At 66.6% G+C, this 15,517-nt stretch carries 13 protein-coding genes; 4 read left to right on the top strand and 9 right to left on the bottom strand.

Annotated elements, in window-relative coordinates; translation table 11 throughout:
- Window positions 1-130 precede the first annotated feature (130 nt).
- Both CXR29_RS00125 and argS read right to left on the bottom strand, forming a co-directional pair.
- Entirely contained in the window at window positions 131-1,384 is a 1,254-nt protein-coding gene (locus CXR29_RS00125) for an MFS transporter (protein WP_127363519.1), read from the bottom strand.
- Window positions 1,385-1,413: 29 nt separating this feature from the next.
- Window positions 1,414-3,153 carry an arginine--tRNA ligase gene (argS, locus tag CXR29_RS00120; protein ID WP_127363518.1) on the bottom strand — a complete coding sequence of 580 codons (1,740 nt, stop codon included), beginning with the start codon at window positions 3,151-3,153 and terminating at the stop codon, window positions 1,414-1,416.
- A gap of 87 nt (window positions 3,154-3,240) precedes the next feature.
- Here argS and CXR29_RS00115 point away from each other — a divergent pair, with 87 nt between their 5' ends.
- Window positions 3,241-6,588 (top strand): S41 family peptidase, encoded by a 3,348-nt coding sequence (locus tag CXR29_RS00115; RefSeq protein ID WP_241241517.1) that lies wholly within the window; start codon window positions 3,241-3,243, stop codon window positions 6,586-6,588.
- Window positions 6,589-6,774: 186 nt separating this feature from the next.
- Here CXR29_RS00115 and CXR29_RS00110 read toward each other — a convergent pair whose 3' ends face one another.
- The 4 genes from CXR29_RS00110 to CXR29_RS00095 all read right to left on the bottom strand — a co-directional run bounded on the left by CXR29_RS00110 (window position 6,775) and on the right by CXR29_RS00095 (window position 10,048).
- A complete protein-coding gene (locus CXR29_RS00110) occupies window positions 6,775-7,365 on the bottom strand; it encodes a hypothetical protein (protein WP_101593904.1) in 591 nt (196 codons plus the stop codon).
- A gap of 221 nt (window positions 7,366-7,586) precedes the next feature.
- On the bottom strand, window positions 7,587-8,024 hold the full coding sequence (locus CXR29_RS00105) for a hypothetical protein (protein ID WP_241241516.1): 438 nt from the start codon (window positions 8,022-8,024) through the stop codon (window positions 7,587-7,589).
- A 123-nt stretch (window positions 8,025-8,147) separates the two neighbouring features.
- A complete protein-coding gene (locus CXR29_RS00100; RefSeq protein ID WP_101555098.1) occupies window positions 8,148-8,948 on the bottom strand; it encodes a family 1 encapsulin nanocompartment shell protein in 801 nt (266 codons plus the stop codon).
- Window positions 8,945-10,048 carry a Dyp-type peroxidase gene (locus tag CXR29_RS00095; RefSeq protein WP_127363516.1) on the bottom strand — a complete coding sequence of 368 codons (1,104 nt, stop codon included), beginning with the start codon at window positions 10,046-10,048 and terminating at the stop codon, window positions 8,945-8,947. The genes CXR29_RS00100 and CXR29_RS00095 overlap by 4 nt, the downstream gene beginning before the upstream one ends.
- A 219-nt stretch (window positions 10,049-10,267) precedes the next feature.
- On the opposite strand from CXR29_RS00095, the gene CXR29_RS00090 reads away from it, so the two are divergent.
- Window positions 10,268-10,633, top strand: coding sequence for a DUF488 domain-containing protein (locus CXR29_RS00090; protein WP_101555099.1), 366 nt, complete (start codon window positions 10,268-10,270; stop codon window positions 10,631-10,633).
- A 66-nt stretch (window positions 10,634-10,699) separates the two neighbouring features.
- On the top strand, window positions 10,700-11,218 hold the full coding sequence (locus CXR29_RS00085; protein WP_127363515.1) for a DinB family protein: 519 nt from the start codon (window positions 10,700-10,702) through the stop codon (window positions 11,216-11,218).
- Between the two features lie 137 nt (window positions 11,219-11,355).
- Here the strand turns inward: CXR29_RS00085 and CXR29_RS00080 are convergent, their stop codons facing one another.
- Window positions 11,356-11,733: a VOC family protein gene (locus CXR29_RS00080; protein WP_101555101.1), complete on the bottom strand. Its 378-nt coding sequence runs from the start codon at window positions 11,731-11,733 to the stop codon at window positions 11,356-11,358.
- Window positions 11,734-11,847: 114 nt separating this feature from the next.
- On the opposite strand from CXR29_RS00080, the gene CXR29_RS00075 reads away from it, so the two are divergent.
- Window positions 11,848-13,221: an aldehyde dehydrogenase family protein gene (locus CXR29_RS00075; protein WP_101555102.1), complete on the top strand. Its 1,374-nt coding sequence runs from the start codon at window positions 11,848-11,850 to the stop codon at window positions 13,219-13,221.
- A gap of 195 nt (window positions 13,222-13,416) precedes the next feature.
- Here the strand turns inward: CXR29_RS00075 and CXR29_RS00070 are convergent, their stop codons facing one another.
- Both CXR29_RS00070 and CXR29_RS00065 read right to left on the bottom strand, forming a co-directional pair.
- Window positions 13,417-14,091, bottom strand: a complete 675-nt coding sequence (locus tag CXR29_RS00070; RefSeq protein ID WP_127363514.1) for a metal-dependent transcriptional regulator — start codon at window positions 14,089-14,091, stop codon at window positions 13,417-13,419.
- A 10-nt stretch (window positions 14,092-14,101) separates the two neighbouring features.
- The gene (locus tag CXR29_RS00065; RefSeq protein WP_127363513.1) at window positions 14,102-15,412 is read right to left on the bottom strand and encodes a sodium:proton exchanger; all 1,311 of its coding nucleotides are present in this window, start codon (window positions 15,410-15,412) and stop codon (window positions 14,102-14,104) included.
- Between the last annotated feature and the right edge of the window lie 105 nt (window positions 15,413-15,517).

The following is a 15,517-nucleotide window of genomic DNA, read 5'->3' as shown; positions in this document are numbered from 1 at the left end:
GTCACCGAGGCGGCCCACCAATACGGTGGGCCGCCTCGTCGTTTCTACGGGTATTGAGCCCTTATTGCTACCTGACGGCGGCTCAGCAACCTCGCGCGAGGTTGCTGAGCCGCCGTCAGGTAGCAATTGCTTATTCGGGGTCGAGGACCTCGCGCCCGTTGCGAGGGAGTCCGCCGGCTCGGCGGGCGGCCACGAGCCCTGTGATCGTGAACGCGAGGGTGGCGGCGAGGATGAGCAGCAGCGTGGCCGTCCATCCGGCGGTGGCGGTGTTGAGCCAACCGGCGAACGGCGGGGCCAGGGTCGCGGCGAGGTAGCCGCCGAACTGCACGCGCGCCGAAGCGGACGCGGTCTGGGCGTCGCTGCCGGCGGTGCGGGCGATGATCGAGAAGATCGCCGTGAACCCGCCGCCCTGGGCGATGCCGCCGGTGGTCGCCCACAGCCAGTAGGCGCCGGGTGCCGCCAGCAGTCCCACGGGCAGGGACAGCCAGAGGACCGCGACGATCGCCACGGGCACCCACGGCTTCGACTTCACGGCCAGCAGCGGCACTCCGAAGGCACCGAGGATCGCCGCGATCTGGAACAGGGACGCCGTGCCTCCGGCGGCGGTCGGGGCGAGCCCGATCGTGTCGCTGAGGTAGCTCGGCAGCCACGTCGTCGTCGTGTAGTAGGCGGTCGACTGGCCGGAGAACGTGATGATGAGCAGGGTGATGATCAACCGGAAAGAGGCCGGAGCCTCGGCCCACGACTGCTTCGCGGCGGGGGCCGCCTCGGTGATGGACTCGTCGTCAGCGGAATCGACGGCCTCCGCGGCAGCGCGGGCAGCCTCACCCTCGCGGCGCACGCGCACGCGGATGAGCACCATCCAGAAACCGAGGCCTGCGAAAGCGAGACCGCCCCATGCGGCCAGCGCCCAGCGCCAGCCGAAGGCCGCGGCCAGCGGGCCGGTGCCGATGAGAGTGGCCATCGACCCGACGTTCATCATCGCCGAGTACAGGCCGGTGACCAAGGACACCTGTTCCCACGGGACCTCGCGGCGGATGATCACGGGCACGACGATATTGCCCAGAGTGATCGCCACACCGATGATGCCGGTGCCCGCGAGCACCAGCCAGGACGGGCCGACCGAACGCAGAACGGTACCCAGCAGGACACCCGACAGGCACGCGAGAACCGTGGCTTCGGCCCCGAGGCGGGTGATGAACTTCCCCGCCAGCGGCGTGGCCAGAGCGAACAGCAGGACCGGCAGGCCGGTGAGCAGACCGAGTCCGGCCGCGCTGAACCCCGTGCCCTCCTGGATGTCGGGCAGGATCGCGGTCGGCGCGATGATCGGGGTGCGCAGATTGAGGGCGAGGATGACGATGCCCAGAACGATCCAGGGCAGCATCCTCTTTGCGGTCGGCCGCTGAGGCGAACTCACATCCGCTCGGGCACGCGGATGCCGAGCACCCCGAGACCGGCCTGGAGGACCTCGAGCACGATCGCCGAGAGCCGCAGGCGGGAGTCGCGCAGCTCAGGGGTCTCGGCGATGAGCACCGGGCACTGCTCGTAGAACGAGGTGAATGCCTGGGCGAGATCGAACAGGTAGGTGCACAGTCGGTGGGGCGTCGACCCGGCGGCCACCTCGGTGACCACATCGGCGAAGCCGAGGATCGACAGCGCGAGCTCGCGTTCGGCAGCCTCGCCGAGGCTGATCGCGGCGTTCGCGACCTGGGAGGCGTCGACGCCTTCGGCTTCGGATTTGCGGCCGATGGAGCGGATGCGGGCGCCGGCGTACTGGAGGTACGGGGCGGTGTTGCCGATGGGGGCGAGCATCCGATCGAGATCGAAGGTGTAGGAGGTGTCGTGCGCGACGGACAGATCGGCGTACTTCACCGCACCGATGCCGACGATGCGGGCGACCTCGTCGGCTTCCGCAGGCTCGAAGTCCACACTCGACTCCGCCAGTGTCGCCTTCGCCCGGGTCACGGCCTCTTCGAGGAGCTCGGCCAGGCGCAACGGGGCGCCGGAGCGGGTGCGCAGGATCTTGCCGTCGGAACCGAGCACATTGCCGATCTTCACGTGTTCGGGACTGAAGGTCTCCGGCAGCCAGCCGGCTGCGCGGGCGACGGTGAAGACCATGTCGAAGTGCATGGCCTGCGGGGTGCCGACGACGTAGAGGGCACGGTTCACACCGAGGTTGACCGCCCGGTTGCGCACGGCGGCGAGGTCCGTCGTGGCGTAGCCGTAGCCGCCGTCGGATTTGCGGATGATGAGCGGCAGGGGTTCGCCCTCACGGCCGGTGAAGCCTTCGGGGAACACGCACAGCGCACCATCGGAGATCGTCGCCAGGCCTTTGGCTTCGAGCTCGTCGCAGACCTCGGCCAGCACGTCGTTGTAAGTGGACTCGCCGGCGAGGTCGTCGTCGGTGAGGGTGACGTCGAGGAGCGAGTAGATGCGGTTGAAGTATTCGCGGGAGTAGCCGACGAGCGTCGTCCACAGACCCAGGGTCTCTTCGTCGCCGCCCTGGAGCTTGACGACGCGGGCCCGCGAACGCGTGGCGAAGGCCTCGTCGGAGTCGAACTTCGCCCGGGCAGCCTGGTAGAAGGCGTTCGGGTTCTCGGACACCTCGGAGGCCTCGGCCGAGTCGACGCCGACGTCGAGGAGGTGCTCGATGAGCATGCCGAACGGTGTGCCCCAGTCGCCGATGTGGTTCTGGCGGATGACCGTGTTGCCGAGGAATTCGTGGGTGCGGGCCAGGGCGTCACCGACGACGGTGGTGCGCAGGTGGCCGACGTGCATCTCCTTGGCCACATTCGGGGCCGAATAGTCGATGGCGATGGTCTGCGGATCGGTGTTCTCCGGGGCGGCGGCGACTCCGCCTGCGGTCAGGGTGGAGGCGAGGAATTCGGGGGTGAACGTGAGGTTGATGAACCCGGGTCCCGAGATCTCCGGGGTCTCGCAGACGCCCTCGAGGTCGAGATTCTCGACGATCTGCGCGGCGATATCGCGCGGCTTCGACTTCAGTTCCTTGGCCAGCGGCAGGGCCACATTGGCCTGGAAGTCTGCAAACTGGCTGCTGCGGATGACGGGATCGCGCCTGGCGAAGTCCTCACCGAAGGCCTGGATGAGGGCGGCGGCGAAACGGTCCGTGAGCACAGAAGTCAGAGATGGCATATGGCCATTCTATTGCCGGGTGCAAGTTGCCTGGACATCGGTTCCGGCCCTCGGTCGCCGCACAGTCGAGCTTGTAATGTGGGTCACGTGACTTATCTTCGCTATCCCCATATCCAGTCCGATCTCATCACCTTCACCGCCGACGACGATGTCTGGCTCGTGCCCTCCGCCGGCGGCCGCGCCTGGCGCCTGACCTCCGATCATGCGCCGGTCCGATCACCGAGGATCTCGCCCGACGGAGCGCATGTCGCGTTCGTGTCCTTCCGCACCGGCCAGCCGGAGCTCATGGTCGCCGAGGTGGCCACCGGGTCCCTGCGCCGGCTGACCTGGATGGGTTCGACGGCGTTGACGATGCTCGGCTGGGCCGATGTGACCCATGTCCTCGTCGGTGCGAATGCCGGGGAGTTCGAGGTCCGCAACCATGTCGTGAAGTCAGTGAGCCTGAACGGTGACGTCGATCGGCTGTCGTTCGGTCGCGCTTCGGGTCTGGCCCGGCACCATACGGGAGTGACGGCGCTGTCGACCCCGTTCTCCCGTCCGCCGGCACACTGGAAGCGCTACCGCGGAGGCACCGCGCCGAGGCTGTGGCTCGATCGGGTCGGAGGCTCGAATGCCGACGGCATCGGCGATGGGTCCGGGGCCCGGTGGCAGCGCCTGCTGCGCGAGGACGAGGCCTCGCTGACGGATCCGCTGTGGGTCGGCGATTCGCTCGTCTTCGCCTCGGACCGGGCCGCGACCTTCCCTCACCATGCCGATGAGCAGGCGAACCTGTGGATCATCGACGGTCTGGCCACCTCGGCGAATGTGGGTGGGGCCGCCTCGACGAACCCGGACGCCGCGATCGAACCGCGCCAGCTCACTCACCAGACCGAGGCCGACGGCTATGTCCGTGACGCCACGACCGACGGCACCCGCATCGTCTGGCACTCCCGTGGGCAGATCAAGATCCTCGATAGCCTCGATGCGGCCGTCCGCACCCTCGCAGTGACTCTGCCGGGCACTCAGGTGCAGCCGCTGAGCCTCGATCCGAAGACCGGGCTCAACAGCATCAGCCCTGACCAGGCAGGCAATGCCTCGGTCGTGGAATGGCGCGGCAAGACCTTCTGGCTCGCCCACCGCGAAGGTCCGGCCCGGGCACTGTGCGCGGATTCGTCGATCCGCACCCGCGAACCCCTCGTCCTCGGGGACACGGGTTACGCCGCATACATCACGGATGTCGAAGGGGAGGACGCGATCGAGGTCGCGTCCGTGACCGGGGACAGGCCGCCTCGGCGGATCGGGGCCGGGGCCCTGGGACGGGTCCTGCACCTGCAGGCGGATCCGGCGGGGAAGATGCTCGCCACGATCTCCCACGACGGGTCGATTCGGACCGTCGAGGTGGGCAACGGGCGGACGCGGCTGGTCGGGCATTCGGGACATGGCGAGGCGCGGGATCCGCGGTTCTCACCCGATGGGAAGTACCTTATTTGGTCGCAGCCGACGCAGGGTGAGGAGCTGCTCGCGCAGCTGATGATCGCCGAGGTGAAGTCGGATCGTCAGGCCCAGCCGCTGACGACGGGCAAGTTCAACGACTTCTCACCGACGTTCACCCGTGATGGAAAGTTCGTCGCGTTCCTCTCCGATCGCACCTTCGATCCCTCGTACAACCAGCATTCCTTCGATCTGTCGTTCAACGGCGTCACCCGACCGTGGCTGCTGCCCTTGGCCGCCGATGAGCCCGCACCGTTCGGACCGAGCGCCGGCGGGTGGGCGATCAGCGAGGTCACCGAGGAGGCCAAGTCCGATCGCGGTCGCGGGGACAAACCGGCCGCCACCGTCGAGGTCGAACTCGAGGGCGCGGAGGAGCGCATCGTGCCGTTCCCCGTCGCCTCGGGGGTCTTCCGGGATCTCGAATCCGCCGAGGGAGGTCTCGTCTGGCTGCGCACCGGCGACGTCGAGGCCGGTGAGCTCGGCACACAGAGGGCCGGAGATACCGGTGACAAACCCGCCGAGGTGGTCCAGTACTTCGACTTCGCCAAGCGGAAGATCACCACCGTCGTCGACAAGGCCGACGAGTATGCGATCTCAGGAGACGGCAAGCTGCTCGTCGTGCGCAGCGACGATGCGATCAGCGTGGTGCCTGCGAACCGGAAGGTCGAGGCCGACGATGATGAGTTCGTCTCCGTCGACGTCTCGCGTCTGCGGTTCGAGCTCGACCGTCGGGCCGAGTGGCTGCAGATGTTCGAGGAGAACTCGCGGATCATGCGCGACCACTATTGGCGCGAGGACATGAACGGCGTCGATTGGGAGTCGGTGACCCTGCGCTGGCGTGCCGTGGCCGCGAAGGCGCTGACTCACGACGATCTCGTGGACGTGCTGTGGGAGACCGTGGGTGAGCTCAACACCTCGCACGCCTATGTCAGCCCGCCGTCGGGACTGGGCGATGCGTCGAAGAAGCTCGGATTCCTCGGTGCGGATCTTGAGCGGCGCGTTGAGGGGTGGACGATCTCTCGCATCCTTCCCGGTGAGAGCAGTGAACCGGAGGCAAGGTCACCGCTGCGCCAGGCCGGTGTGGGAGCGCAGCCCGGCGATGTCATCGTGGCTGTCAATGGTCAGCCCGTCGACGAGGCGGCCGGTCCGGCCGCTCATCTGCAGGGGGCCGCGGACACGATCGTCGAGCTCACTCTGCGCCGCGGACGCAAGGACCGCACAGTTGCGGTCATCCCACTGGCCGGTGAGGAGAAGCTGCGTTATCAGGACTGGGTGCGTTCGCGCCGGGAGTATGTGGCCGAGAAGTCCGGCGGCCGCATCGGCTACGTCCATGTCCCGGACATGACCTCCTACGGTTGGGCGCAGCTTCACCGGGATCTGCGACAGGCCATGGGCTGCGAGGGTGTCATCGCCGATGTGCGTTTCAACCGCGGCGGGCACACGAGCGCGCTCGTGGCCGAACGCTTCGCCGACCAAGTGGTTGCCTGGGGTGCGGCTCGCAGCTATGACCAGATGGACCGGGACCCCGAGGATGCTCCGCGCGGCCCCGTCGTCTTCGTGGCCAATGAGTTCTCCGGATCCGACGGCGACATCATCAACGCGCGGGTGCAGGCCAGGGGCATCGGCCCGGTCGTCGGTGTGCGCACGTGGGGCGGAGTCGTCGGCATCGACGGTCGCTACGACCTCGTCGACGGCACCGGTGTGACCCAGCCGCGCTACTCCTTCTGGATCGAGGGCAAGGGCTGGGACGTGGAGAACTACGGCGTCGAACCCGATATCGAGGTCGAGCACGATCCCGGTCAGCTCTTCGCCGCCGACGATCCGCAGCTCGATCGCGCCATCGCCGAGGTGTTCGCCGGCCTGGAGGACCGTCCCGCCGCTCAGGCACCGGAGTTCCCACCCCCGCGCGTGCAGCCGCTGAAGAAGGACGGATCCGGCGTCCCCGAGGCTCCTGCCGAGGACTGATCCGGCGCCCCCACCTGCCGGGCGCCCGCCGGGTGGCCACGAGCGCACGCGAAGCGACGTGAGGGTCCGCCCGGGCCAGCCACTTCGTGCGCAGTCATCGGGTTTTGATCCAGTCATCGAGAGAAAACTCGATGACTGGATCAAAACCCGATGACGAACCGAACGAAACTCGATGCGTGCCGGACTCTACCGTTCGGCCGGGATAAGGGCCCATATGGCGAAGGCGAGCAGCACGAAGCCCGAGATGACGCCGCTGATGACGGGGATGAACGCCGGAGCCGCCGCGAAGAAGGCGATGAACCCGCCGATTCCGCAGAGGGTGACGACGGTGGCGAGCACATGGAAGCGGTCGAGCCCGAACACGCGGCCGAGCGCGTAGAAATGAGTGCCGACGACCACGGCCACCCATGCCACTCCGAGTTCGGGGTGGCCGAGGCTCGAGAGCACCCGGGCCCCGGCGAAGAGTGCGATCGCCTCGATGAGGACGATGATCCAATACGCTCGGCCGAACGGCGGCTCGCGGCGGCGCCCGGGTTCACGATCCTCCGCTGACATCGTCTGCCTGCGTTCGGCCCGGAGACGCACGAGGGACCGCACCGCGACGACCGCAATGGTTCCGAAGGCGATGATTCCCGTGGCCATGACCAGCGTCCGGCCCAGCGAGGAGAACGATGAGCTGTTGATGATGAGGAACAGCAGTCCGAATGCCCCTCCGATCAGGGCGCCGATCTCGGCTCCTTCGGCGGTGCGGGGTCGGGTGGCGGGGGATTCGGGCATCGTCGTCCTGTCATGGTGAGCGCGTCGACCCTGTTGACCGACACAAGTGTGGCGCTCGTGCACGCTCCATTCTTACACCGCTTCGACCCCCTGGACGGGGAATTGCCGCGATTGATTGCCATCAGCCTCTGCATCCGGGTCCCAGTGCATCCGCTCACGCCGCCGGCCAGACGGTCCGTCGATCCGAGAGCCAGACGGACCGAGGCCACGCAACGGCGCACTCAGATGCCGTAGAACTCGGCGAGGTCGTCGGTGGTGACATTGGCACCGCTCGCCGCGGGAATGATGTCGGCGGCAAGGACACGTGTCGCGGCATCGCCGCTCGGATGCCCTTCGACCCGGACGAACGCCGTGTCCGTTCCGGGCTGGTCCACATAGGTTCGGATGATCGTCTCCAGGACCGCATGCAGGGAGTCAGCCACCTCGTAGGAGCTGCTGCCGGCGAGCGTGAGCACCCCGCCGATCGTGGTCCCGGCGGAGAAGCTGTCCTGGAACTGCACCTCGCCGTCCAGATGCTCCGGCATGGCTGTGACCGCGGAACGGAGGGCATCGGCGACCGCGGCCGGGTCGGTCTGGGCCTGCCGAAAGCATCCGGAGAGGGCGATGCCCGCGACTCCGATTGAGGCGGCAAAGAATCCGCGGCGTCCAAATCGTCCCATGCGGTCATTGTGGCATGGGCGAGCGCCCGGCCGCGGTCACACGACCGTCTCCGGGTCACTTACGCACCTTTTGCCATTGGGCAAGACCTGCCCGCCCCACCTCAGACGCTCATCAGCCGCTCATCAGAGGCTCAAAGGCACACTGGATTCGTCGGTCAGCGCGAGGAATCCGAAGGTCTCCTGCAGATAGAGTTCGACGGTCTCGCTGTCGTGGCTGTAGTAACCGATCGACAGGTCCTGGCCGAGGTGGAGCTCGTAGTCACCCCCGCGCGTGGAGACGAGCAGCGCCCCTTCGAGCGCGGGCGCCCAGATGATCTCTCCGGCGCCGAGCTGCCGGGAGAGGTGCTCGCGGATCGGGTAGCCGTGGTCGGTGGACTCGGAGACCTTGGTGTACTCCGCGGAGGAGAGCAACAGGCTGTAGGGCCCGTCGACTCCCACCGTGCGCAGCACACTCAGCGCCTGGGCGACGGCGTCCGCGAAGTCCTCGACGGCGTCGGGGATGGCCACTGCGGCATTCGAGCTGCCGGGAACGATTCCGCCGATCCCGGCCGCATCGAGCCCGTGGAGAATGGCCCGATCTTCAGCCATCGCGATCGTCGTGGCCGCATCCTTGACGGGCTGCCAGTCCGAGTCACCGGACCCGCGGGCCACGTCATCGATGGCCTGCCGAGTCACGGTGAATGGGGTCCGCAGCTCGATGTATTCCTGCACGATGCGCTGCTTAACCTGCAGTCCGCTCGTCTCCGACTGGACGTCTCGGATGTGGCCAGTGGTCACCGCGGAGGTCTCGAAGCCCGTGGGCCCTGCGACATCGACGATCCGGCGGCCGGCGATATTGCGTTTGAATGTCCGTCGAGCCTCCTCCTCGATCTCCGCCCAGGCCGGGCCGGGGATGGGGGCAAGCTCGCGATAGAGGTTATTCACTGGTCTCTCCTTCTCAGGCTGCCGATGCCGAGGCTGTCGTCGGCCGGTGCGGGGTCGTCGGCTGATGCGGGATTGGGTGGGTCTGTTTCCTCGATCCTCGCCGAGGCGGAGGCCGGGTCGTCGTTCTGCGCATCGGATGGCTCGGCGGCGGCGAGCTCTCCGTCGGGATCGTCGAGGAAATCCTGGGAGGGGACGAAGAAGAGGCCGCCGGTCTGCGCGGTCGAGAAGTCGAGGATCCGATCGTAGGTGCCGCGGGGGTTGCCGATGAACATGTTCTCGAGCATCTGTTCGGTCACGCTGACGTCGGCGGCGTAGCCGATGAAGTAGGTCCCGAACTCGCCGGACTCGACCGATCCGAAGACCATATTGTCACGCACAATCTTGTGCTCGGTCCCGTCTTCGTCCTCGATCGTGTTGAGGATGAGATGGGAGTTCGGCGCCTTGTCCTCGTCGGGGAACTCCATATCGGAGAGTTTGTGCCGACCGAAGGCCGCCTCCTGGTCCTCGACGCTCAGCGCCTCCCATGCGGCCATGTCGTGGGTATACTTCTGCACGATCACATAGGTGCTGCTCGCCGGGTCATCTCCACCGGTCGGCGTGAACACCGAGTCCACGGCCTCCTGATCCTCGGGGTTCTCGGTGCCGTCGACGAAGCCCATGATGTCGCGTTCGTCGAAGTAGCGGAAACCATGCACCTCGTCGACGACGGACACGGCGTCACCGAGTTCGCCGACGAGCTGGCGGGCGAGTTCGAAGCAGAGGTCCATCCGCCGGGCCCGGATGTGGAAGAGCAGATCACCGGGGGTCGACGGCGCGGTGTGGACGTCTCCGCGCTGTTCGATGAAGGGGTGCAGCCCGGCCGGGCGCGGGGCGTCGAACATCCGGTCCCAGAGCTCGGCGCCGATGCCGGTCACGCAGCTGAGGTGATCCTCGCGAGCGCGAAAGCCCACGGACCTGACCACCCCCGCAATGTCGCCGAGGAAGTCCTTGGCCTCCGCCTCGGCGCCGGATCTCACGGTGAGGACGAGGAACACGGCGGCCGGAGCCGGCGGACCCAGCACATGCTGCGGCGTCTTTCCGTTCGGAAAGGCCTCGGTCATGACCGTCACTGCATCATCTCCTCGCGAAGTGAGTTCGCCGTCGACGTGCCCTGCATCATCACAACGGCGCTTGGCTCACCAGTATACGCTTCGAGCGCGAACATGGAATGACCGTCGAACTTGCTTCTTCTCACCGGTGCTGACCTGCGCTTCTGTCCGCTCCTTGCATCGCCGGAGACGCGTCATAGACTGAAGACGACCACAGAACGGAGGTCACTGATGGCCGCACAGAAGAACGCCCGGGTCCGCCGCATCTACGATGACCCGGAGAACTCCGACGGCACCCGCGTCCTCGTCGACCGGGTCTGGCCGCGCGGAGTCAGCAAGGACAAAGCCGAGCTCGACGACTGGGCGAAGGCCGTCGCCCCATCGACCGAACTGCGCAAGTGGTACTCCCACGACCCGGAGAAGTTCGAGGAATTCTCACGTCGATACCGAGAGGAGCTCAAAGCCGAGGAACCCGCCGAGGCGCTCGAGAGCCTGCGGGGATACGCGAAGAAGGGCAGGCTGACCCTGCTCACGGCCGCGAAGCGCGATGACATCAGCCAGGCCACGGTGCTCGCGACGATCATCAACGGTGGATGACACCGCGCCGAGGTGGGAGCCACCTCGGCGCCGGTGGGAATCCAAGCTTCAGGGAAGGACACGACCATGGACGAGATCACCCCGGATACGCGTGACTGGGCCGAGGTCATCGACGGCGGGTGCGCCGAATGCGGCTTCACCGGAGTCGAGGACGTCAGCACCGCCCCGGATGATATCCTCTCCGCCGCCCAGTCATGGGAGGCGGTGCTCAGTCGCGCCGATGCCGGCCAGCGCGCGGATCCGCATCGGTGGTCGGCGCTCGAATACGGGGCACATATGCGCGACGTCCTCGACCTCTTCCGCGAGCGCACCCAGCTGATGATCGCCGAGGAGGGGCCCACCCTGCCGAACTTCGACGGGGATTCGGTCGCCCTCGAATCCGACTACGCCCATGCCGACCCCGCTGAGGTGTTCGCCGGCCTCCGCTCGGCCGCCCAGGGATATTCGGCGCAGCTCGCCGACGTCGCCAACGACGAATGGAATCGCACGGGATACCGGGCCGATGGTCGCGAGTTCACGATCACCTCGCTGACCAGGTACGGTCTCCACGAGGTCAAGCACCACCTCCAGGATGTGGGTGCCTGAGCCTCGGGGCTGCGCTCAGGAGAAGATGCCCCACACCACGGCCCCCACGACAGCCGCGACGAAGAGCAGCGACCACGGACTGCCGAAATTGACCGTCCATCCGGTTCAATCCGTCCACGGACGGGCTCACCCGATGGTCACCCCTGTTCTTCCGGCTCCCACAGCTCGATCCGATTCCCTTCGGGATCGGTCACCCAGCCGAAGCGTCCGATTCCGTCCATCTGCTGGGTCTGGTCATCCACCTCGGCGCCGGCAACGCGGAGCTGCGCGATCATCGCGTCGAGGTCGGCGACACGGAAATTCAGCATCGTCTGCTGCCGATCCTGGCCTTCCGGCCGCGTCCCGAAGTAGTCGGTGTCGGCTTCGAAGAGCCCGATCACGGTCGGTCCCGCCGGCTGCTGCCACAGTCCGTGATCGCCGAAGTCGACCCCGAGTACGTCTCGGTACCACGTCGTCATCGCCTCGGGGTCGGAGGCCCGCAGGAAGTATCCGCCGATTCCAGTCACTCTCTCCATGCCCGAATCCTATTCCCGATTCCCAATCCCAGGGATGGACTCAAGTGTCGCGGAATGTCGGGAGACTGTAGTTTGTTACAGGGCACAGATCGTCAACCCGTGAAAGGACGTTCCATGAGCAAGTTCGCTGTCACCAATGCCAACACCGGCGAAGTCGAGGAGGAGTTCGCCTCCGTACCCGTCGATGAGATTCCCGCCTACATCGATCGTGCCCATGAGGCGCACCTGGCATGGAAGGAGACGCCGCTGCATGAGCGCGCGGCAATCCTGCGGAAATTCGCCGATCTCGTCGATGAGAACGCCGATGAGATGACCGACATCATCGGACGCGAGATGGGCAAGATCAAGAAGCAGGGACTCGGCGAGGTCGACAAGGTCGCCCGCACCGCCCGCTGGATGGCCGACAACGCCGCCACTCATCTGTCCACCACTCACCTGGCCGCTGCCGGCGCCGCCAGCAGCTATGTCGAGCACCAGCCGCTGGGCGTGCTGCTGGGCATCATGCCGTGGAACTTCCCATACAACCAGATCGCCCGCTTCGTGCTGCCCAACCTCATGGTCGGCAACTCGATCATGATGAAGCAGGCGTCGATCTGCCCGAAGTCCTCGCAGTACTTCGAAGACCTCCTCACCGAGGCGGGTCTGCCGAAGGGCGTGTACCAGAACATCTACCTCGACTCCTCCCACGCCGAGGAGGTCCTCAAGGACTTCCGCGTCAAGGGCTTCTCGCTCACCGGGTCGGAGGGTGCTGGTGCCTCGGTGGCTGCGATCGCCGCGAAGTACTACAAGCGCGCCGTCCTCGAACTCGGCGGCAACGATCCAGCGGTCGTCCTCGACTCGAAGGACGTGGCGTCGGTGGCACAGAAGCTCGTCGGCCTGCGCCTGGCGAACGCCGGTCAGGTCTGCACCTCGCCCAAGCGCATGATCGTCGTCGATGATCTCTACGACGAATTCCTCGCCGAGGCGGTCAAGGCCGCCGAGGCGACGAAGGTCTCGGACTTCGACGACCCCGAGGTCGGCATGGGCCCGGTCTCCTCCGAGGGTGCTCTCAACGAGATCGTCGAGATGATCGACAAGGCCGTGTCCGACGGCGCCACGCTGCACACCGGCGGCAAGAAGCTCGACCGTCCGGGCTGGTTCATGTCCCCGGCCGTGATCTCCGACATCGACCCGAAATCGGACCTCGGCTGCAACGAGCTCTTCGGACCCGCCGTCATGGTCTACCGGGCCAAGGACGAAGAGGATGCTCTGCGTCTGGCCAATGACACCGAATACGGCCTGATGAGCTCGGTGTGGACCGATGACCTGGAGAAGGGTCAGGAGTTCGGCAAGAAGATCAACGCCGGCATGACGCTGATCAACTCCCACATGGAGTCGGGACCGGAGTACCCGTTCGGCGGCATCAACCGTTCGGGCTACGGCCGCGAGAACGCCCAGTGGGCCTTCCAGGCGTTCACCAACGAACACCTCATCCGCGTGCACGCCTGATCTGTTCGCTGCCGGGCCTGAGCCCCGCGCAATAGTCGACGCCCGGTCTGCTGCAAGTCATTCGCAGCCGACCGGGCGTTGTCGTATCTGTCGCAGTTGTCGTATCTGTCGTAAGCGGACGAGGCGGGGAGACTCTCGCCCCGATGTCCGCACTGATGCCGATCTGCAGGCGTCTGACAGGCGGTCGTCCAGCCCTCAGCTGGGTCGGGGTCCTACGTGGATCGCGTCGGCGGCGTCGAGGGCGAGCTCGATGCTCTCGTCGCCGATGCTGACCGCGATCGCCGAGGCGGCCGAGCTGATCGATCTCACCTGCAGCTTCGTACCGATGACGATTCCGCGTTCGGTGAGGTACCGCAGCAGCTCGGGCGAACGGTCGGAGACGCGCACGACTTCGACCTCGACGCCCGAGACGGTCTCCCTCAGCCGCCTGCTCGGGAATTCAGCCGTATGCCCGTCGACATCGGGGATCGGGTCACCGTGCGGGTCTCGCTCCGGATTCCCCAGCGCCGCGTTCATCCGCTCGAGCACCAGGTCGGAAACCGCATGTTCGAGCCGGTCCGCCTCATCGTGGACCTGGTCCCAAGTCAGGCCCAGAGCCTCGACGAGGTAGGACTCGACGATGCGGTGGCGCCTGACGATCTCGACGGCGATCTGCCGGCCCACATCCGTGAGCACGATCTGTCCGTAGGGTTCGTAGTCGATGTAGCCGTCGCGGGCGAGCTTCTTGAGATTCGCCGAAACGGTCGAGGCGGTGACTCCCAGCTGCTCGGCCATCTCGGTGGTGGCGGGGCGACCGCCCGGGCATTCGTAGGCTTTCCAGATGAGGGTGACGTAGTCCTCGACCATGCGAGTGACAGCGGGGCGCGGCATGATCGTCATTCTACGCGCGGCGGGCACCGGGCGAATTCGGGTCGGAGGACGCCGTGGCGATCGATTCGCGGTTGGGTTCGGCCGCCTCGGTGATGTCCGACCCACCGAAATCGGCCTGAGGCCTGCGGAACGGGGCCGCGAGGGTGGGGAGGATGTCAGCCCGGTGGAGGATGAGGAAGACGATCGCCAGCACCGCCTGGATCGCGGAGAGGATGCAGCGTCCAGACGTGTCCGTGACGAAGAACTGCACCCCGAACAGAGCCGCCAGCCCGAGCGCCGGTGCCCAGTGGAAGCGCAGGGCCAGGATGATGGCAACGCCGAGGATGGTCTGCGTGGCCGTGAGTGTGAATTCCTCGATCTGGCGGCCGTCCAGGGGCAGCCCGAGGCCGCCGCCACCGGCGAAGTGGGCGATCGGCAGGGAGCCGACAAGCAGGCTCCATTGGTTGACCTTCGAGGCGATGAGCGTGCCGATGGCCGCTCCGCCCATGCCGCGCAGGGCGAACATCGCGGCGATGATGAACTCGGGCGCCTCGGAGGCCAACGGGGCGAACCACTGGACGAGGAAGTAGCTGTCGTGGCCGAGGCTCTCACCCGAGGCCACGAGCGCCTCGGCGAACGGTTCGGCTGAGGTGAGGATGATCGCAGCGGAGACGACGAGCATCAAGATCACGGTGATCCGACGGACCTTCTGTGGCATGGCGACGATGAGGGCTGCGGCGCCGACGAACTCCTCTTCTTCGTCTCCGGCGGACTGTCCGGCCCTCCAGAGGTAGGCGGCGAAGATGAGGATGAGTGCCGAGCCGAACCAGATGGGGATACTGTCGAGCAGCGGTATGGCAAAGGCGATCACGCCGAGGATGACGAGGAAGCCGATGTCCATCCGGCTGCCCGAGTCGAGGCACAGGGAGTGCTGGACGGGGGACTTCGTTCGCTTGGCCATGCGACGGGCGACGAGGAGGGCGATGATGACGACGAGCGGCCAGCCGAAGCCGAGCAGCAGTCGGTTGGATCCGGTCATGTTCGCCGCCGCGAAGTGCAGATAGTCGGGATCGGATCCTGATCGGAAGGCGTAGTAGAGGTCCACAGCGTACTCGGGGAGGACAGCGATGAGGGCCAGCAGGGCGATCGCGAGCGCGCCCGAGATGTCCTTCTGCGCCGCCTCGGCTGCCCAGGCCAGCAGGAAGGCGGCAGCGACGATTGCGGCGCCGTAGGAGAGGAGCTCGAGGACCGGGGCGAGTTCGACGCCGGTGACGCGAAGCACCACTGCGGGTGCGGCGATGAGCAGGCAGATCGCGATGCGGCGAAGAATCGCTGTGGGCATGTCTCAAGACTTCCCACCGCAGATTGGGTGTGTCTACGGACAACTGAGACTTAGACGTCTCCAACAATTCTGGCGGGTCCCGGGATCGGCATGTTTCTGCGGATC

Origin of the sequence: Brevibacterium linens (genome assembly GCF_003999335.1) — a bacterium.
Taxonomy (GTDB): domain Bacteria; phylum Actinomycetota; class Actinomycetes; order Actinomycetales; family Brevibacteriaceae; genus Brevibacterium; species Brevibacterium linens.
The sequence above is the reverse complement of the archived record's forward strand: the minus strand, read 5'-3'. Positions and strand labels throughout refer to the sequence as shown.